Source organism: Halosimplex marinum (genome assembly GCF_051414075.1).
In the GTDB taxonomy this organism is placed as follows: domain Archaea; phylum Halobacteriota; class Halobacteria; order Halobacteriales; family Haloarculaceae; genus Halosimplex; species Halosimplex marinum.
Map to the genome: position 1 here is coordinate 652,222 of NZ_JBLKNY010000003.1, position 16,883 is coordinate 669,104.

Annotated in this window: 18 protein-coding genes; 13 read left to right on the plus strand and 5 right to left on the minus strand. The window is 71.9% G+C overall.

Features of this window, described 5'->3' with window-relative positions; all coding sequences use genetic code 11:
- Window positions 1-29: 29 nt before the first annotated feature.
- The gene (locus ACMGFI_RS04355; protein ID WP_436907622.1) at window positions 30-899 is read left to right on the plus strand and encodes an NAD-dependent epimerase/dehydratase family protein; all 870 of its coding nucleotides are present in this window, start codon (window positions 30-32) and stop codon (window positions 897-899) included.
- A gap of 34 nt (window positions 900-933) precedes the next feature.
- Here ACMGFI_RS04355 and ACMGFI_RS04360 read toward each other — a convergent pair whose 3' ends face one another.
- Window positions 934-1,179: a hypothetical protein gene (locus tag ACMGFI_RS04360; protein WP_436907623.1), complete on the minus strand. Its 246-nt coding sequence runs from the start codon at window positions 1,177-1,179 to the stop codon at window positions 934-936.
- Window positions 1,180-1,335: 156 nt separating this feature from the next.
- Between ACMGFI_RS04360 and ACMGFI_RS04365 the strand changes: the two genes are divergently transcribed.
- Window positions 1,336-1,791: a GNAT family N-acetyltransferase gene (locus ACMGFI_RS04365; RefSeq protein ID WP_436907624.1), complete on the plus strand. Its 456-nt coding sequence runs from the start codon at window positions 1,336-1,338 to the stop codon at window positions 1,789-1,791.
- On the opposite strand, the gene ACMGFI_RS04370 is transcribed toward ACMGFI_RS04365, so the two are convergent.
- Entirely contained in the window at window positions 1,786-1,983 is a 198-nt protein-coding gene (locus ACMGFI_RS04370) for a hypothetical protein (RefSeq protein WP_436907625.1), read from the minus strand. The two genes, ACMGFI_RS04365 and ACMGFI_RS04370, sit on opposite strands and share 6 nt — an antisense overlap.
- Before the next feature lie 106 nt (window positions 1,984-2,089).
- On the opposite strand from ACMGFI_RS04370, the gene ACMGFI_RS04375 reads away from it, so the two are divergent.
- From ACMGFI_RS04375 to ACMGFI_RS04405, 7 genes are all read left to right on the plus strand, one after another.
- Window positions 2,090-2,647, plus strand: coding sequence for an HIT family protein (locus tag ACMGFI_RS04375; RefSeq protein WP_436907627.1), 558 nt, complete (start codon window positions 2,090-2,092; stop codon window positions 2,645-2,647).
- Window positions 2,648-2,761: 114 nt separating this feature from the next.
- Entirely contained in the window at window positions 2,762-4,093 is a 1,332-nt protein-coding gene (locus ACMGFI_RS04380; RefSeq protein WP_436907628.1) for an erythromycin esterase family protein, read from the plus strand.
- A 62-nt stretch (window positions 4,094-4,155) separates the two neighbouring features.
- A complete protein-coding gene (locus ACMGFI_RS04385; protein ID WP_436907630.1) occupies window positions 4,156-5,094 on the plus strand; it encodes a cation diffusion facilitator family transporter in 939 nt (312 codons plus the stop codon).
- A 54-nt stretch (window positions 5,095-5,148) separates the two neighbouring features.
- Window positions 5,149-6,606, plus strand: coding sequence for a carotenoid oxygenase family protein (locus ACMGFI_RS04390; RefSeq protein ID WP_436907631.1), 1,458 nt, complete (start codon window positions 5,149-5,151; stop codon window positions 6,604-6,606).
- A gap of 44 nt (window positions 6,607-6,650) precedes the next feature.
- A complete protein-coding gene (locus tag ACMGFI_RS04395) occupies window positions 6,651-6,875 on the plus strand; it encodes an antitoxin VapB family protein (protein ID WP_436907633.1) in 225 nt (74 codons plus the stop codon).
- On the plus strand, window positions 6,872-7,255 hold the full coding sequence (locus tag ACMGFI_RS04400) for a type II toxin-antitoxin system VapC family toxin (RefSeq protein WP_436907634.1): 384 nt from the start codon (window positions 6,872-6,874) through the stop codon (window positions 7,253-7,255). The genes ACMGFI_RS04395 and ACMGFI_RS04400 overlap by 4 nt, the downstream gene beginning before the upstream one ends.
- A gap of 56 nt (window positions 7,256-7,311) precedes the next feature.
- Window positions 7,312-8,076 carry a hypothetical protein gene (locus tag ACMGFI_RS04405; protein WP_436907636.1) on the plus strand — a complete coding sequence of 255 codons (765 nt, stop codon included), beginning with the start codon at window positions 7,312-7,314 and terminating at the stop codon, window positions 8,074-8,076.
- Between the two features lie 18 nt (window positions 8,077-8,094).
- On the opposite strand, the gene ACMGFI_RS04410 is transcribed toward ACMGFI_RS04405, so the two are convergent.
- Together ACMGFI_RS04410 and deoC are read right to left on the minus strand one after the other, a co-directional pair.
- Entirely contained in the window at window positions 8,095-9,351 is a 1,257-nt protein-coding gene (locus ACMGFI_RS04410) for a tRNA (N(6)-L-threonylcarbamoyladenosine(37)-C(2))-methylthiotransferase (protein ID WP_436907638.1), read from the minus strand.
- Between the two features lie 91 nt (window positions 9,352-9,442).
- Window positions 9,443-10,132, minus strand: coding sequence for a deoxyribose-phosphate aldolase (deoC, locus tag ACMGFI_RS04415; RefSeq protein ID WP_436907639.1), 690 nt, complete (start codon window positions 10,130-10,132; stop codon window positions 9,443-9,445).
- A gap of 196 nt (window positions 10,133-10,328) precedes the next feature.
- On the opposite strand from deoC, the gene ACMGFI_RS04420 reads away from it, so the two are divergent.
- Both ACMGFI_RS04420 and ACMGFI_RS04425 read left to right on the plus strand, forming a co-directional pair.
- Window positions 10,329-11,171, plus strand: a complete 843-nt coding sequence (locus tag ACMGFI_RS04420; protein ID WP_436907640.1) for a DUF63 family protein — start codon at window positions 10,329-10,331, stop codon at window positions 11,169-11,171.
- Between the two features lie 296 nt (window positions 11,172-11,467).
- Window positions 11,468-12,193 carry a guanosine phosphorylase gene (locus ACMGFI_RS04425; protein ID WP_436907641.1) on the plus strand — a complete coding sequence of 242 codons (726 nt, stop codon included), beginning with the start codon at window positions 11,468-11,470 and terminating at the stop codon, window positions 12,191-12,193.
- Window positions 12,194-12,286: 93 nt separating this feature from the next.
- On the opposite strand, the gene ACMGFI_RS04430 is transcribed toward ACMGFI_RS04425, so the two are convergent.
- Entirely contained in the window at window positions 12,287-13,486 is a 1,200-nt protein-coding gene (locus ACMGFI_RS04430; protein WP_436907642.1) for an NAD-binding protein, read from the minus strand.
- A 134-nt stretch (window positions 13,487-13,620) separates the two neighbouring features.
- On the opposite strand from ACMGFI_RS04430, the gene ACMGFI_RS04435 reads away from it, so the two are divergent.
- On the plus strand, window positions 13,621-14,871 hold the full coding sequence (locus ACMGFI_RS04435; RefSeq protein WP_436907643.1) for a potassium channel family protein: 1,251 nt from the start codon (window positions 13,621-13,623) through the stop codon (window positions 14,869-14,871).
- Window positions 14,868-16,853: a DUF8167 domain-containing protein gene (locus ACMGFI_RS04440; protein WP_436907644.1), complete on the plus strand. Its 1,986-nt coding sequence runs from the start codon at window positions 14,868-14,870 to the stop codon at window positions 16,851-16,853. Before ACMGFI_RS04435 ends, ACMGFI_RS04440 begins: the two co-directional genes overlap by 4 nt.
- The last annotated feature ends 30 nt before the right edge of the window (window positions 16,854-16,883 follow it).

Here is a 16,883-nt window from a genome sequence, read left to right on the forward strand (position 1 = left end):
TTATGCGGGTCGACGCCGTGGGATCGACCATGTCACGACTGCTCGTCACCGGCGGTCTCGGCGGCTCCGGCCGCTGGATCGTCGACCGACTCGCCGAGGAGGGCCACGACGTCATGTGCGTCGACCAGCGCTCCGCCGAGAGCGAACGGGACAGCGTCGACGTGCGCGTCGCCGACCTGACCGACCGCGGCGACGTGTTCGACCTCGTGGGGGCGTTCGACCCCGACGCCGTCGTCCACTGGGCGGCCATCCCCGACCCGCTGGACCACCCCGGCGGCGAGGTCTTCGAGAACAACGTCGTCTCGACGTACAACGTCCTCGAAGCCGCGGGCCGGACCGGCGCCCGCGTCGTCTGGGCCTCCTCCGAGAGCGCGCTCGGGTTCCCCTTCGCCGCCGAGACGCCCCCGCCGGACTACCTGCCCGTCGACGAGGACCACCCCCTCCGCCCGGAGGACCCCTACGGCGCGTCCAAAGAAGCCGGCGAGGCCCTCGCCCGGACGACCGTCCGCCGTCACGACGTGCCGGTCGTCTCGATCCGCCCCTCGTGGATCCAGTACCCCGGTGAGTACGTCTGTCTCGGCAACGAACCGCCGGCAGAGGGCGTCGGCAACTTCTGGAGTTACGTCGACGTGCGCGACATCGCCGCCATCGTGGTCGCCGCGCTCGACGCCGACGTCGAGGGCCACGAGGCGGTCTTCGCCGTCGCCGACGAGAACTACGCCGACCGCCCGACCGCCGACCTCTTCGAGGAGCAGTTCGGGTCGGTGCCCGATCCCTGCGACCTGTCGGGGGACGATTCGTCCATCTCGAACGCGAAGGCCGCCGACCTGCTGGGGTGGGAGCCCGCCCACTCCTGGCGCGACGCCGCCGAGGAGGACGCGGACGAGCCGACGGTCTGAGCGACCGCGGCGGTCACGCGGTCGCGTCGAGCGCTCATTCCTCCTCGCCGCCGGCGGGGTCGTGGGCGATGGCGAACAGGAACCCCGAGAGGAAGAGGAGTTCGTTGCCCAGATACACCCCCAGGATCGGGTCGACGATGCCGACGATAGAGGCCGGGAGCGCGACACCCAGGACCGCGAGGACGAGCGCCAGTATCGCCGCGATCCCGGCGAAGATACGCGTGACCGCGCCGCAGACGTAGCCGACGGCGAACACCAGGATCGCTTCGAGCAGTCCCATGAGCGAGGGGACGCGCGGGTCGCCGATAGCCCTTCCGGCGGGTCCGGACGGCCGTCCGGCCGTTCGCCATCCCCCGGCGGCTGACCGTCCGCCGGTGGTGTGCCGCAGTACCACGCCCCAGAAACCGTTTTGCCGGCCCGAAGCGACGAGTCGTCCATGCCGACCGAGGTTCGCGAGGTGACGACCGACGAGGGGTGGGACGAGGCCGTCCCGATACTCCGCCAGCTGTGGAGCCACGTCGACGACGCGTTCGTCCGCGGGTGGCGCGAGGAGGACGACTACCGGCTGTTCGGGCTGTACGAGAGCGGCGGGACCGACGACCCCGACGACTCCGGCCCAGCGGGGGATACGCTCGTCGCGGTCGCGGGCGTCTCGGTCCAGCGGGTGCTCCACCACGAGCGGCACCTCTGGGTCCACGACTTCGTCGTCGACAAGTCCCGGCGCGAGGAGGGCTACGGAACCGAACTGCTCGACTGGCTCGACGAGTGGGCCCGCGACCGGAACTGCGAGAACCTCGCGCTGGCGTGCTGGGACGGGAACGACGCCGGCCGCGAGTTCTACGAGTCCCGGGGGCTGGAGGTGTGGGGGCAGGTGATGGAGCGCGAATTATAGCCCGATGTCGGGGCCGGCGTAGGCGATGTAGACGCCGATGGCGGCGCCGACGGCGTAGCCGAGGCTGCCGAGCGCCGCCCGCTCGACGGGGTCGCCGGCGACGGTGACGCCGAACAGCGTGACGGCGAGGGCGCCGGCGACGAACGCCGCCGCGGCCGCCCGGAGGGGCTGGGTCCGGAGGGAGGGGGACATACCTCCCGCATCGTTCGCCCCGGTCAATAGGTTTTTATTATCGGTTCCGTCGGGGCCGCGAACGCGAGCCCGTCGGGGTTTAGTGGGTCGGTCCCGCAGGGCCGGCATGGACCAGATCTTCGCCCCGTGGCGCATCGAGTGGGTCGAGCGCGAGGGCGGCAACGACGACATCGACGGCTGCGTCTTCTGCGCCTTCGCGGAGGGCGACCCCGCCGAGGACCGCGAGCGGCGGGTCGTCGCCCGCACCGACCACTCGTTCGTCCTCCTGAACAACTACCCGTACAACCCCGGCCACGTGATGGTCATCCCCCACGCCCACACCGGCGACTACCGAGAACTGGACGACGAAGTTCTGCTCGACCACGCCCGGCTGAAACAGCGGACCTTCGACGCGCTGGACGAGGGGCTCGGCCCTGACGCCTACAACGCCGGGCTCAACCTCGGCGGGGGCGCCGCCGGCGGCTCCATCGACGACCACCTCCACACCCACGTCGTCCCGCGCTGGGAGGGCGACACTAACTTCATGCCCGTCATCTCCGACACCCAGGTCATCGTCGAGGCCGTCGAGGACACCTACGAGCGGTTGCACGAGGCGTTCGCCGAACAGGACGACGCCGCGACCGAGGGGGACGACCACGCCGTCCGGCTCGCTCTCGACGGGTGAGCCGTCGCAACGAATAAGTGTCGGCTAATTGATCCACGAGCATGAAACTCGTCGGTCGCGTCTGACCGCCGCCCCGAGCCCGCCTCGCCCGTTGACCGACCAGTGACGACCATCATGACAGACGACACGACGACCGACCGAGCGACCGACGGTGAATCGACAGCCGACGACTGGCTCCCGGCGGACGCGACCCACCCGCTCGCCGACCGCCTCGCGGCCCACACGATACCGATCGACACGACCGACCCCGCGGACGACCCGGACGACCTCGCGCCGGTGACCGACCGCCTCGCGGACGCCCGCGTGGTCGGCCTCGGCGAGGCGACCCACGGGACGCGGGAGTTCTTCCGGTTGAAACACCGGCTGGTCCGCCTGCTCGTCGAGGAACTCGACTACCGGCTGTTCGCGCTGGAGGCCAACTTCACCGAGACGCTCGCCATCGACGAGTACGTCGTCCACGGCCGCGGCGACCCAAAGGAGGCGCTCGACGGCATCTACTTCTGGACGTGGGACACCCGGGAGGTGCTCGCGCTCGTCGAGTGGCTGTGCGAGTTCAACGAGGGCCGGCCGCTCGGCGACCGCGTGCGGTTCTACGGGGTCGACGCGCAGTTCACGGCCGGACCGGCCGGGGCGCTCCTCGACTTCTTCGACGACCGGGACGCCGACTGGCCGACCGAGCACCGCGAGACGCTATCGGCGCTGGCCAGCGACGGGCTGGATGTCGACGAGGCGCCCGCCGAGGTCGACGAGCCACGGCTCGCGGCCGCCGAGGAGACCGTCGCTGCCCTCGACGGGTGGTTCGAACGCGAGGCGACGGCTGGGGACGAGCGGGCGTTCGCGTTGCACCGGCGGCACCTGCGGACGCTCGAACAGACCATCGAGAGCGCGCGAGCGGGGCGCGACGAGGGTCTCCAGGCGAAGGCGCGCCGGCGCGACCGCGCGATGGCCGAGAACCTCTCGTGGGCGCTCGACCGCGAACCCCACGACCGGGTCGCGGTCTGGGGTCACAGCGCCCACGTCCAGCGCGACGGTCGAGACGAACACTGGGGGACCGGGACGCCGATGGGCGCCCACCTCGCCGACCGATACGGCGACGACTACTACGCGCTCGGGTTCGACTTCGCCGGCGGACAGTTCCGGGCGCTCGACGTGAGCGAAGGCCACGAACTCCGGGCGTGTTCGCTCGGCCCGCCGCCCGAGGACGCCGCGACGCGACTGTTCGCCGCGGTCGACGACCCGCCGTGGTTCCTCGACTTCGACGATGTCGACGACGAACGACTGGCCGACTACTTCGAGTGCGAACGCCCCGTGCGGTCGGTCGGGGCTATCTACGACCCCGAGGACGAACACGACCGGCTACACGACGAGTTCCGCCTGCCGCTCGCGTTCGACGGGCTGGTCTTCGTCGCGGGGACGACGCCGGCGCGGCCGGTCGAACGGGAGTGACCGCGCCGCCGGACAGGTCGCGGGCCGACACCGCTTTGACCCGCCGGAGGCAATCCCCGCCGATGACAGACGACCGGCCGCGGGTGCTCCGGCGGGTGGGCCTGTTGTTGCTCGGGGCTAACGTCGCCCTCGCGCTGCTGAAGGGCGGCGCCTGGTTTGCGACGGGGAGCCTCGCGGTCCAGTCTGAGACGGTCAACAGCGCCTCGGACGCCGTCTACTCGCTGGTCACCGTCGCCGGCCTCTATCTCACCACGCGGCCGCCGGACTTCGAACACCCCCACGGCCACGAGCGCATCGAGCCGTTCGTCGGACTGTTCGTCGCGCTGGGCATCTTCGCCGCCGGCGGCACGGTGCTGTACCAGTCCGCGACGGCGCTCGCCTCGGGCGACGTGACCGTCTCGCGCGGGCCGACTGCGGTCGCGGTGCTGGCCGTCGCCGCCGTCGCGAAGTTCGCCCTCTATCGGTACGTCCTCGCGGCGGCCGACCGGCACAACTCGCCGGCGCTGACCGCCACCGCCGTCGACAACCGCAACGACATCCTGACCGCGAGCGCGGCCATCGTCGGCGTCCTCGGCGCCGGCGCCGGCTACCCGATCCTCGACCCGCTGGCCGCGATGGTCGTCGCCGTCGGCATCGTCTACACGGGGATCGAGGTCGTCCGCGACAACCTCGGCTACCTCCTCGGGCGCGCGCCGCCGGAGGAGCTGCGCCGGGAGATCATCCGCCGGGCGCTCGAACACCCGGACGTGGAGGGCGCCCACGACGTGATCGCCCACTACGTCGGCCCGGAGATCGACGTGTCGCTGCACATCGAGGTCGAGGGCGAGCGGACGCTCTACGAGGCCCACGACATCGAGTCGGCCGTCGTCGACTCGATCCGCGAACTCCCGGAGGTCGACGACGTGTTCGTCCACGTCGACCCGCGGGAACTCGACGAGTGGAAGGCCGACGAGGAGGTCGACCAGTTCGCCGACGACCGCTGGCGCTCCCAGCAAGAGTAGCGCCGGGACGGTCCCACCGCCAGCCACTCCCCCCTGGCCGCCCAACGAGCGGGTATGTCGATGGAGGCCGGCTTCGAACTGGGGTTCGCGACGCTCGACGACGAGGTGGGCGACCGCCCGCTCGCGGTCGAGGGGTCGCTGCCGGACTGGCTCGACGGCGCGCTGGTCCGCAACGGTCCCGCTATCTTCGAGGTCGGCGGCGACCGCGTCGCCCACTGGTTCGACGGGCTTGCGATGCTCCACCGATTCTCCTTCGAGGGAAGTTCCGACGGGATCCGCTACACCAACCGCGCGTTGCGCTCGGAGACCTACCGCCGCGCGATGGCCACCGGCGAGATATCGGGACAGTTCGCGACGGGCGGCGGCTACCTCCGTCGCGTCCGGCAACTCCTGTTCGGCGAGCCGACGGACAACTGCAACGTCCACGTCGCCCGCGTGGACGACTCGCTGGTCGCGATGACCGAGGTCCCCCGCTTTCGCTCCGTCGACCCCGAGACCCTCGAAACTCGCGGGGAGTTCGCCTTCGCCGACGCGCTGACCGGCCACGTCAACTGCGCGCACGTCCTCCCGGACCCCCACCGCGGCGAGACGGTCGGCCTCCTCACCACCTTCGGCCGGCCCAGCGAGTACACGCTCTACCGGCTCCCCGACGGCTCGCGCTCCCGCGAGCGGATCGCGACGCTGGCCGCCGAGGACCCGGCGTACGTCCACAGCTTCGCGCTGACCGAGCGGTACGTCGTCCTCACGGAACACCCGTTCGTCACGAACCCCGCCTCCTTTCTCCTCCCCGGGTCGGACAGTTTCGTCGACAACTACGACTGGGAACCCGAGCGGGGGACCCGCTTTCGTGTCGTCGACCGCGACACCGGCGACGTGGTCGCGGCCCGCGTGACCGACGCCTGGTTCGTCTTCCACCACGTCAACGCTTTCGAGGCCGAGGCGGAGAGCGCGACGGGCGACGCCACGACTGGCGGGGCGGCCGGCGACGCCGACGAACTCGTCGTCGACCTCGTCGCGTACCCGGACGCCGACGTGGTCGAGGGGCTGTACCTCTCCGAGGCGGCCGACTGGTTCGAGAGCGGGCGGGACGGCCACCTCCGGCGGTTCCGGGTCCCGCTCGACGGCCGCCCGGTGACGAGCGAACGCATCTACGACGGGCTGGAACTCCCGCGGGTCACCCCGGGCGACCGGACGAAACCGTACCGCTATGCCTACGCCCAGGGGGCCGCCGAGCGCGACGGCAACCACGTCGCGAAGGTCGACGTGGAGTCGGGCGACTCCCGGCGCTGGGAGCAGTCCGGGCTGTTCGTCGAGGAACCGGTGTTCGTCCGCGCGCCCGACGCCGAGCGGCCCAGCGACGAGGGGGTCGTGCTCGTGACCGCGCTGAACACGAACGAGGAGCGGACCGACCTGCTGGTGCTCGACGGCGAGACGCTGGCGGAGCGAGCGCGGGCACCGCTGCCCCACGCCGTCCCGTTCGGGTTCCACGGGCGGTACTTCCCGGAGTGGTGATGGCGGCCGACGATTTTTGTAGACGTACGTCCAGACGTACACATATGGGAACGAAGAGCCTCACGATCACGGAGGAGGCCTACGAGCAGCTGAAGGCGCACAAGCGGGAGGACGAGAGCTTCACGGAGACGATCCTTCGACTCACCGGGGAGGAGCGGGACCTGATGAAAGGGTTCGGAACCATGCGCGACGTGGATGGGTTCCGCGAGGCCGTCGACGGCGCGCGCGGCGACCTCGACGACCACCTCCGGCGGCGCACCGAGCGATGATCGCTCTCGATACCAGCTTCCTGCTGGACTACCTCGACGGCGTCGACGCCGCGGCCACGTATCTCGAAGCCCGCGAAGACAAACCCTTCTTCGCGCCGTCGCTGGCGCTGTTCGAAGTGTACCGCGGCGCGGCCCGCACCGACGGCCGCGAGGGGATCGAGCGGGTCGCGTCCGGCCTCGACTGGGTGGAACCGCTCCCGCTGTCGGAGTCCGCGGCGAGGGAAGCGGCGCTCGTCGAGGCGGAACTGCTCGACGCCGGCGACCGGATCAACCTCGGTGACGCGCTCATCGCCGGGGTCTGTCGCCACCACGGCGCGCGGATCGTCACCCGCGACAGCCACTTCGACCGGGTCGACGGGCTCGACGCCGAGGAGTACTGAGTCCGCGATCGACCCCACCGGTTTAAGCCCGTCCTGATCGAAGGCGGGACCTACGGATGCTCCGGACGGTCCGCGCGCTGGTCACAGCCCCCGCCGAACCCGCCGCCTGGGAGGCCGCGGAGCGCCACCCGGTACTGGGCCGACCGGCGCTGGTGCTGTTCGGCCTCGGCGTCGCGACGCTCGTCGCCGCGTTCGCGCCGGTCCTGTTCGTCGGCCCGGGGAATCTGCCCGACGACACCCTGGTCACCTACGCGCTGGGCGACCAGGTCGTCACGTTCCCCCGACGGCTCGTCGAGACCGTCCTGCTTCTCTTGGCCGTACCGTTCGTCTTCTGCCTCTACGTGACCGTCCTGACCTACGTCCCGACCGCAGTCCTCGGCGCGGTCGCCGCCGTTCGCCGCGGCGAGGCGTCAGTCCCGGGCGGACTCGCGAGCGACCCGATCGGGGTCACGCGTCGGCAGGCGCGGTCGTTCGCGCGCACCTACGGGCTGGTAGCGCTCGGGTTCGTCCCCCAGTTCGCGGCGACGCTGTTCACCGGCGCGGCGCTCGTCGCCGCGCTCGCCGGCGGCGCCGACGCCGCCGACGGCCTCATCAGGGTGACGCCGGCGGGCCACCTCGTCTCGGTCGTCGACGGCGCCCCCGCGCTCACCGCGGCGACCCACGCCGTCGGCGCGGCGGCGACGCTGGTCAGCGGCCTCCTCTGGACGGGCGCCGTCGGCCGCGGCGCGGGCGTCTCCCGACGGGCCGCCGCGGCCGTCGCCGTCCCGGTCACGCTCCTGCTGGTGTACGTCTCCGACCTCGCCGGCCACTTCGGACTCTGAAACGCGTGATCCCGCTCGTCAGGCCAGTTCGCCCAGCGCGTAGACCGTGTTGTGGCCCGTGACCTCGACGTCCACGGTGTCGCCCAGTTCCACACCCTGGTTCTGCGCGTCGGGGACGGCCACCTGCCGATACGCGCGGTCGTAGCCCACCAGCGAGTCGTCGGTGCCGTCCTCGGTCAGCAGCACGGAGCGAGTCTCGCCGACCATCGACTCGTAGACCTCGTCCATCACGTCCATCTTCAGCTCGGACATGGCCTTCGACCGTTCCTTCTTGACGGTGCCGCCCAGCCCCTTCATGTCGGCGGCGTCGGTGCCCGGTCGCTTCGAGAAGCGAGTCACGTTGATCTTCTCCGGGCGAGTCTCCCGGAGGAGGGCCATCGACTGCTCGAAGTCGCGGTCGGTCTCGGTGGGGAAGCCGACGATGAAGTCCGTCGAGAGGGTCCACTCGTCGAGGTGCTCGTCGAAAGTCTCGACGACCTCGACGTACTCGCTGACCTGGTGCTGGCGGCGCATGTCCCCGAGCACGTCGTCGCTGCCGGACTGGACCGGCGCGTGCAGGAAGCTGTAGAGCTCGTCGTGCTCGGCGAACACTTCCGCGAGTTCCTCGCGGATGCCGTGGACGCCCTTGGGGTTGGCCATCCCAACCCGGACCCGGAACTCGCCGTCGATCTCCGAGCAGATCCGGTCGAGCAGGACGTGGAGCTTGCGCTCGCCCTCGTCCCAGCCGTAGACGCCGGTGTCCTGGCCGGTGATCCGGATCTCCTTGGCGCCGGCGTGGACCAGCGCGCGGGCCTTCTCCAGGTTCTCCTCGACCGAGGGGGAGTCTATCTTCCCGGTCGCGTGCTTGGTGATGCAATAGGAGCAGTCGCTCATACAGCCGCGAGCGATGGGGAGGATGCCGACGACGCCGTCGAGGACGGGTTCGGTGTCGGGCGTCGTCGTCGGGCACTCGCCGTTGCGGACGTACTCGGGCACCTCGTCCCAGTGGAGGACCTCGGCCTCCAGGTCGGCCCGCTCGAACTCCTCGCCCTGGGCCAGCGCCATGCAACCCGTCACGACCAGATCGGCGGGTGTCTCGGCGTCGAGTTCTTCGGCCCGCCGGAGCATGTTGCGCTCCGTCTTCTCGACCACGGTGCAGGTGTTGAGGATCGCAACGTCGGCCTCCTCGGGGCCGTCGGCGGGGTGGTGGCCGCCGTCGCGGAGCGCCCGCTCGATCTGTCGGCTCTCCCCGCGGTTGGCCGTGCAGCCGTAGGTCTCGATGTGATAGCGGGCCATCGCGTTACTCCACTCTTGGCGCTCGCGGCCAAAAGCGCGACGGATCGGGGCAGGGATCGCAGTGTCCGCCGCGTCCGCCGACGGACCGGAGCTAGTCGTCCCAGCCGCTCACGTCCGAACGCTCGGCGGTCCCGTGCTGGTCGAGGTACTCGCGAGCGATGGCGTCCCCGCTCGAAGCCCCGATCCGCTCGGCGCCGGCGTCGAGCATCGCCTCCATCTCGGCCCACGACCCCACGCCGCCCGAGGCCTTCACCGGCAGGTACTCGGCGAGCAGTTCCACGTCGGGGACGGTCGCACCGCCCTCCGAGAAGCCGGTGGCGGTCTTGAGGTAGTCGGCGTCGGCTTCGAGCGCGCACTCCGCGGCGCGGCGCTTCTCGGCCTCGTCGGTCAGCAGCGGCGTCTCGACGATCACCTTCACCGGGACCGGGACGGCCGCCACGACCTCCTCGATCTCGTCGGTGACGGCGTCGTCTTCGCCCGCCCGCAGGCGCCCGACGTTGATCACCATGTCCAGTTCGTCCGCACCCGCCTCCCAGGCGTCCTCGGCCTCGGCGACCTTCGTCTCAGTCGTGTGCTGGCCGTGGGGGAAGCCGACGACGGTCGACAGCGGCACCGTCGGTGCGTAGCTGTCCGCCAGGTCGAGGTAGCACGGCGGGATACAGGCCCGCAGGCCGTACTCGATGGCGGCGTCGAGCACGGCGATCACGTCGTCCGGCGTCGTCTCCGGTCCGAGGACCGTGTGCTCGATGCGGCCCGTCACGGCCGCCGCGTCCGTGGTCATGGCTCACTCCTCGCACCCCCACCACTAAAGCCCGTCCGGATCGGCCGCGTCAAGCCGCGGGAGCGGTCGCGTCGGCTCGTCGCCCTCGCGCCCTCCCCCGCCCTGACCGGAACACCGCCGCTCGGCCGAGACCCGACTGTCGGCCGACATCCACGCGACCGCAACCCTTTCGTCGGTCGACGCCGCGCCACAGGGTATGCAGATCCTCCCGAGCGGGCTCGTGGTCCCGCCGCTGCCGTACGCGATCACGCTGGCGGTCCTGTCGGTGGCGGCCGTCGCCGCCCTCTACCTGCTGGACCCGCCGGTCACCGCCCGGCAGACCCTCGCGCTCTCGCCGTGGATGGTCGCCGGGGGCGCCTTCCACGCGCTGTACCAGGCGGGGCTGATTCTCGACCCGCTCGAACCCTTTTTCGCCGCGCCCGCGGTGTACGTGACGACCTTCGTCCTCGCCGCCGGCGTCTGGATCCCCGCGGTTATCCGTGCCCAGATGCTCGATGACCCCGCCCCGATCGCCCGCTATCTGGGGATCGTCGGCGGGGCGCTCGTGCTCGCGCTGACGGCCCTCGCCTACGCCTTCGCCGCCGGCCGCGTCGACTCGACGACCGCGCTGGTGTGGCTCCCGCTCGGCTTCCTCGGCGCCGCCGTGCTCACCGCGCCCGTCTACTACCTGGTCGCGCTGAAGTGGACGGCCGCGGTCGACCGCGCGGGCGTCGCCGGCCCGCTGGTCGTGTTCGCCCACGCGCTCGACGGCTTCTCGACGGCCATCGGCGTCGACGTGGTCGGGACCGGGGAGCGCACCCCCATCCCCCGCCGGATCATGGACTTCGCCGAGACGCTCCCCACCTACCCCTACATCGGCAAGGGGTGGCTGTTCGCCGTCGTCAAGCTCGTCGTCGCCGCCGGCATCGTCGTCCTGCTGGCCGACCTCGTCGAGGAGGAACCCACGCAGGGGAACGTCCTGTTCGCCTTCGTCGCCGCCGTCGGCATGGGCCCCGCCGCCAACAACCTCTTCCTGTTCCTGATCGGCCCCGCGATCTGAGCGGGTGACTCGGTCGCCCCGTGACACCCGGTCGCTCCGTGGCACCGGCCGCCCCAGACCCCCGCTTCGGGTCGAACCCGCCCGCGCCAGCGAACCCCCTCGTTTCGGGTCGAAACCCTTCGTCATCCCCCGGTTTTCGGCCCTCGGATCGCTGCCGAAACGGTCCCCCGTTCGGCTCCGGAGGGATACCCATCGCAGGGGAGCGCTCGGGAGTCCGCGCTCCGCGTGTGCGCACGGCGGCGGCGCGAGCGACCGGAACGGGTACCGTTTTGCCGCCGCCGGTCCCAGGGACGGCCATGGCGAAACAGCCGCACCTGCTTGTCGAGGAGGGCGACGTACACGACATCGCGCTGATCCCGGGCGACCCCGGACGGGTCGACCGGATCGCGAGTCACTGCGAGAACGTCGAGCACGTGGCGGAGAACCGCGAGTACAAACTGGTCAACGCGACCTACGAGGGGCGGGACCTGACGGTCTGCTCGACGGGGATCGGCTGCCCGTCGGCGACCATCGCGGTCGAGGAACTCGCGAACGTCGGCGTGGAGACGTTCGTCCGCGTCGGCACGACGGGCGCGCTGCAGTCGGACATCGAGATCGGCGACATGGTCGTGGCGACCGGCGCCGCCAAGAACGAGGGGACGACCAAGCGCTACGAGGACGTCGAGTACCCCGCGGTCGCCGACTACGACACGCTGGACACGCTCGTCCGCAGCGCGGAGCAGCGGGGCGAAGACGTACACGTCGGCCCCATCGCGACCGACGACGCCTTCTACGCCGAGACCGAGGAGTACGTCGACGACTGGGAGGCCGCGGGCCTGCTGGCCGTCGAGATGGAGGCCGCGGCCGTCTTCACGCTCGCCCGGCGGAAGGGCCTGCGCGCCGGCGCCATCTGCACCGTCGACGGCAACCTCGTCGAGGGCACCCAGAAGGGCGAGACCGACGACGAGGAACTGCCGGAGAAGGCGAAGGACAACGTCGAGCGAGCCATCGAGATATCGCTGGAGGCGGCCACGCGGCTCTGATCGGACGGATGCGAACGGAGGACGCCGCACGACCCCGGCGGACGCGGGTTCGACTCCTTCGTGAGCGGATGCGGCCGAGCGGGCCGCGCCCGGTCAGTCGTCGGGGGTGTCGCCCTCGGACTCGGCGTCGAGCAGTCGCTCCGCGAGCCCCTCCATGTCGGCGTCGCCGAGGGCGGACTCGACGAGGAGGTGGCCGCCGATGACAGCGGGGCTGATGACGGCGTCGGCGCCGGCCCGACGGAGCTTCTCGGTGTTCTCGCGGTCGGTCGCAGCGGCGACGATGCGGGCGTCGGGGTGGAACTGCCGGGCGGTGAGGATCGACAGGGCGTCCTGGGCGTCGTCGTTCGTGGCGGCGATGATGGCGCGGGCGTGTTCGATCCCCGCCTGCTTCTGGGGGTCCTCGTCGCTGGGGTCGCCGACGACGACGTGGAGGTCCCGCGTCCGCAGCGAGGCCGCCAGTTCGCTGTCGGGCGTGATGACGACGAACTCGGCGGCGGTCGAGAGTTCTTCGAGCAGCGGTTCGGTCAGGTCGCCGTAGCCCAGGACGACGACGTGGTCGTCCAGGAGTTCCAGGTCTGAGTCGTTCATGGTACCGAGTGCTTGCGAAAGGCGGGCTTCGATGGCGGGGCCCAGCAACGACCCCAGCGCGACGGTGAAACTGGCGACGCCGAGCACGAGGACGGACATCCCGAACAGCTTCGCCTGCTGGCTCGCGGGCGTCACGTCGCCGTAGCCGACGGTGCTGGCGGTAACGATGGTGTAGTAGAGCGCGTCGGTCAGCGTCGAGAGGTTGTTGAACTCCTCGCGCAGCTGGTAGGCGCCGGCGGTGCCGTAGACGAGCGTCCCCGACAGCGCGGCCGTCGCGGCCAGCTGGGTCGTCGAGAGGTCGGCCCGGCGGTCGAACCGCCGGTAGTTGACCAGCACCGGCGGCAGCGATAGCAGCGACAGGGCGATCAGCGGCAGCGAGTAGCGGCTCGACTGGGCGACCCCCTGCAGGGCGGTGACCGGCAGGAGGACGACCGTCGAGAACCACGCCGCGCGTAGCCGCCGGCGCATCCCCCAGGCACTCAACAGCATCAGGAAGCCCGTCAGCGCGCCGGTGAAGCCGGCCGCGCGCTGCACCTCGCGGGGGATCCGGATGTACGCCTCGATGAGCGGGTTGACCGACGTGGCGCTGATGTTGGCCACGCCGGTCGCAAAGGAGAGGATGGCGACGACGGTCGGCAACCAGATGGCTGCCCGAGTCCCGACGAACACCGCCCGCGGATGGTGCAACACCCGCCTCGCGTCCATACCCACTTCGAGGCGGCCGAGCGGCTAAAATCCCACCGACCCGCGGCGAGTCGTGTCACCACGGGTAGTAGTCCGACCGGCGGCCGCCGCGGGCGCCGATAGGGGTTTACGAGAGGCTACCGTCACACCCCCTCATGGCATCGTTCCCGGTCGAGCTACTCTTCGGTATCTACCTCGGTATCCTGACGGGGATCATCCCCGGGCTGGTCTCGTGGTCGCTGGGGTTCGTCTTCAAGTACTTCACCGGCGTCACGATCCCCGGGTTCGGTGTGGTCGTTCTCTCGGTCGCGCTGGCGGGGGTCAACGGCGGCCTGCTCGCGCTCGCGGACCCGACGATCACCCAGTCGGCCAACGCCGTGACGGTCACGACCGCCATCCTCGTCGTCCTGATGATCTCGCTGTACGCCCACTCGCGGGGCGACCAGATGGGCGCGACGTTCCCCAAGCGGCTGTCGCTGAAGCAACTGCGCGAGCGGACGCTCGCCGCGGACGTGCGCGGGGCGCTGGCCGGCCGCGACGAGGCGCGGGTCCGCGTCGTCGGCGAGGTGGCCGACATGGAGGGATACCCCCCGCTCTCGGACGACCTCCGGGCGGAGATCCGCGACAGCGAGTGGACCTTCCCCGCAGACCTGCGTATTTCGGAACTCGAGACGCGGCTCGCCGAGCGGCTGAAGACCGAGTACGACCTGGGCGACGCCGCCGTCACCGTCGACGAGCGCGGGCGGGCCGCCGTCGTCGCCGCGCCCCCCTTCTCCGGGCTCTCCAAGCGCGTCCCCGACGGGAAGCGGGCGGTCTCGGTGAACGCCCTCGTCCCGACGGGCGTCGCCCGCAGCGACGAGGTGACGCTCATCACCCCCGACGCGCAGGTCCGCGGGACGGTCGTCAGCGCGAAGTCGGGGACGGCGAGCGCCGCCGGGCCCGACCCCGAGGCGAAGTCGGGCGCCAACGGGGACGGGGACGGAGACGACGCCGACGACGAGGGGGGCGTTCCCCAGCCGGTGCGGGCGCCGACGACGACCGGCGGCGAGGGGCGGGTCACGGTCGCGGTCACGCGGACGGACGCCGAGCCGCTGTTGAAGGCCGACCGCGCCCGCGTGGTCGTCGAGTCCCGCGGCGTCCGCCGGGAGTACGAACTGCTCAGCCTGCTGCGGCGGGCGGGCCGGCGCTTCGCGCGGGTGACCGTCGGCGCCGGCGGGCCGCTCGACGGCGCCACGGTCGGCGAGGCGAACGTCCGGAGCGCCTACGGCGTCGCCGTGATGGCCGTCCGGGGCGCGAGCGGCTGGGTCGTCGCGCCGAAGGGGTCGACCACGCTGTCGGCCGGCGACGAGGTGTTCGCCGTCGGGACCCGCGGCGAACTGGACACCTTCAGGGAGGCGGTGGCGTGAGCGGGCTCGCGGGGGTCGCGGCCACGGGACTCGCCGACGGTGTGGGCGCGGTCGTCGCCCAGAGCGGGTCGCTCACCGAGCGGGCGCTCGTGGGGGCGGCGCGCGTGCTCGGCGTCTCGGTGGTCGCCGCCGGCGTCGCGGCGGCGGTCGCGCTCGTCTACCGCTGGTACGTCCGCGAGCGGGCCCCTGGCAGCCTGACGGCCCTGTTCGGGCTCAGCGCCGTCGTCCCGCTGGTGGGCGCCAACCAGCTGCTCCGGGAGGTGATGAACCCCGACGCCGGCGGGGTGCCGTTCGACGAGGTCGCGGTGCTGTCGAACATCGCCGTCGTCCTCGTCGCCCTGGCCGCCACCCGCCTCGGCACCGACGTGGGCGACCGCCTGGGGAGCGACGTGGCCGTCGCCACCGGCGAACGGGCCGTCGAGACGGAGGTCAGCCGCGTCGTCCAGGCCGTCGGCCGCGTCATCACCGTCGAACTCCCCGAGGAGGTCGACGACATCGTCGGCTACGACCCCGTCCCGGCGGAGACCAAGGAGCAACTCGCGGGCAAGACGTTCGTCTTCCCGCGCCGGCTGACCGTCGAGGAGCTGCGCGACCGGCTCGTCACCCGGCTGAAGGCCGACTACGCCGTCGGCCACGTCGACATCGAACTCGCTGCGGACGGGACTGTCGAGTACCTCGCCGTCGGTTCCCGAGCAGCGGGCATCGGCCCGACGCTCCCGCCGGAGACCGCCGCGGTCGCGGTGAAAGCCGACCCCGCGCTGGCCGCCAGCGCCGGCGACCTCGTCCAGGTGTGGCGCACGGACCCCTTCGAGCGGGTCCTCACCGCGGAACTGCGCGGCACCGTCGACGACGTGGCGACGCTGGCCATCGACGCCGCCGACACGCGCAAGCTCGACGCCGAGGAGGGCTACAAGCTGGTGACCCTCCCCGTCGAGACGCGCCCCGACAGGGAGTTCGCGTCGGTGCTCCGGGCCGCCGACGAGACGATGGCCGCCGTCACCGTCGCCGCCGGGAGTGATCTGGTCGACCAGCCCGTCGGCGCCCTCGACGTGACCGTCGTGGCCGTCCGCCCCGAGTCGGGGCCGGTCGAACCGCTCCCCGGCCGCGACCGCGCGCTCGCCGCCGGCGACGCGGTCTACGTCGTCGCCGCCCCCGAGGCCATCCGCAAGGTCGAAGCGGCCGCGGGGCCCCGCGACGGCGCCGCTCCGGAGGGTCCCGCCGCCACCGGCGCGGCGCTGTCCCCCGACGAGCAGGTCGACCCCGGGCGGACGGTCGGCGGGGAGTCGACAGGTGACGGGGCCGACGACGCCGAGGCTCCGTCCGGAGCGGCGCCGTCGGGGTCGGACGCAGGCGCGGGCGGGGAGACGCCGCCCGCGGAGTCGGCCGCCGACCCGCTCGCCGACGCGGACGCCCCCGGCATCGAGGCGCTCGAAGCCGACCGGACGGAGTCGGCGAACGGTGACCCGACCGCCGACGAGGCCGCGGCCGTTGACGAGACTGCGGCCGTCGACGGCGCCGAGTCCGTGGACGCGGGCCCCGGAACCGACGGGACACCGGACGAGCCGCCCGCGGAGCCGACGCGCGAGGACCTGGCCGACCTCCCGGGGACCGACGTGGACGAGCTGACCGGCGCTGACGAGGCGACCGGCGACGCGTCGGACTCGTCGGCCGCCGACGCCGACCCGGGCGACGACCGCGACACATCCGCCGACACCGACGAGGCCGTCGGCGACGACTGGGAGACCCTCGCCGAGCCGAACAGCGGTGGTGGGCCGGACGACGGCGAAGATGCGACCGGACCGGACCCCGGCGAAGACGTAACTGAATCGGACGACACCGTGGAGGAGACCGACGGCGAAGCCGATGGGAGCGACACAGACAGCGACGGCCGGGAGGACGCAGACAGCGACGACGGGGACGACACCGACGGGTCGAGCGACTGGACGGTCGCGGTCGACCAGCGCCGCGGGGACGACGAGTAGCGAACCCGTTCGGGTCGCCCGTCGGCGGAG

Excerpts from the sequence above, each read along its gene's own strand:
- ACMGFI_RS04425 (WP_436907641.1), top strand. The coding sequence starts at position 11,468 with ATGGCGAAACAGCCGCACCTGCTTGTCGAGGAGGGCGACGTACACGAC.
- ACMGFI_RS04400 (WP_436907634.1), top strand. The coding sequence starts at position 6,872 with ATGATCGCTCTCGATACCAGCTTCCTGCTGGACTACCTCGACGGCGTC.
- ACMGFI_RS04395 (WP_436907633.1), top strand. The coding sequence starts at position 6,651 with ATGGGAACGAAGAGCCTCACGATCACGGAGGAGGCCTACGAGCAGCTG.
- ACMGFI_RS04410 (WP_436907638.1), bottom strand. The coding sequence starts at position 9,351 with ATGGCCCGCTATCACATCGAGACCTACGGCTGCACGGCCAACCGCGGG.
- ACMGFI_RS04405 (WP_436907636.1), top strand. The coding sequence starts at position 7,312 with ATGCTCCGGACGGTCCGCGCGCTGGTCACAGCCCCCGCCGAACCCGCC.
- ACMGFI_RS04435 (WP_436907643.1), top strand. The coding sequence starts at position 13,621 with ATGGCATCGTTCCCGGTCGAGCTACTCTTCGGTATCTACCTCGGTATC.
- ACMGFI_RS04420 (WP_436907640.1), top strand. The coding sequence starts at position 10,329 with ATGCAGATCCTCCCGAGCGGGCTCGTGGTCCCGCCGCTGCCGTACGCG.
- ACMGFI_RS04355 (WP_436907622.1), top strand. The coding sequence starts at position 30 with ATGTCACGACTGCTCGTCACCGGCGGTCTCGGCGGCTCCGGCCGCTGG.
- ACMGFI_RS04375 (WP_436907627.1), top strand. The coding sequence starts at position 2,090 with ATGGACCAGATCTTCGCCCCGTGGCGCATCGAGTGGGTCGAGCGCGAG.
- ACMGFI_RS04385 (WP_436907630.1), top strand. The coding sequence starts at position 4,156 with ATGACAGACGACCGGCCGCGGGTGCTCCGGCGGGTGGGCCTGTTGTTG.
- ACMGFI_RS04430 (WP_436907642.1), bottom strand. The coding sequence starts at position 13,486 with ATGGACGCGAGGCGGGTGTTGCACCATCCGCGGGCGGTGTTCGTCGGG.
- ACMGFI_RS04360 (WP_436907623.1), bottom strand. The coding sequence starts at position 1,179 with ATGGGACTGCTCGAAGCGATCCTGGTGTTCGCCGTCGGCTACGTCTGC.
- ACMGFI_RS04370 (WP_436907625.1), bottom strand. The coding sequence starts at position 1,983 with ATGTCCCCCTCCCTCCGGACCCAGCCCCTCCGGGCGGCCGCGGCGGCG.
- ACMGFI_RS04365 (WP_436907624.1), top strand. The coding sequence starts at position 1,336 with ATGCCGACCGAGGTTCGCGAGGTGACGACCGACGAGGGGTGGGACGAG.
- deoC (WP_436907639.1), bottom strand. The coding sequence starts at position 10,132 with ATGACCACGGACGCGGCGGCCGTGACGGGCCGCATCGAGCACACGGTC.
- ACMGFI_RS04380 (WP_436907628.1), top strand. The coding sequence starts at position 2,762 with ATGACAGACGACACGACGACCGACCGAGCGACCGACGGTGAATCGACA.
- ACMGFI_RS04390 (WP_436907631.1), top strand. The coding sequence starts at position 5,149 with ATGTCGATGGAGGCCGGCTTCGAACTGGGGTTCGCGACGCTCGACGAC.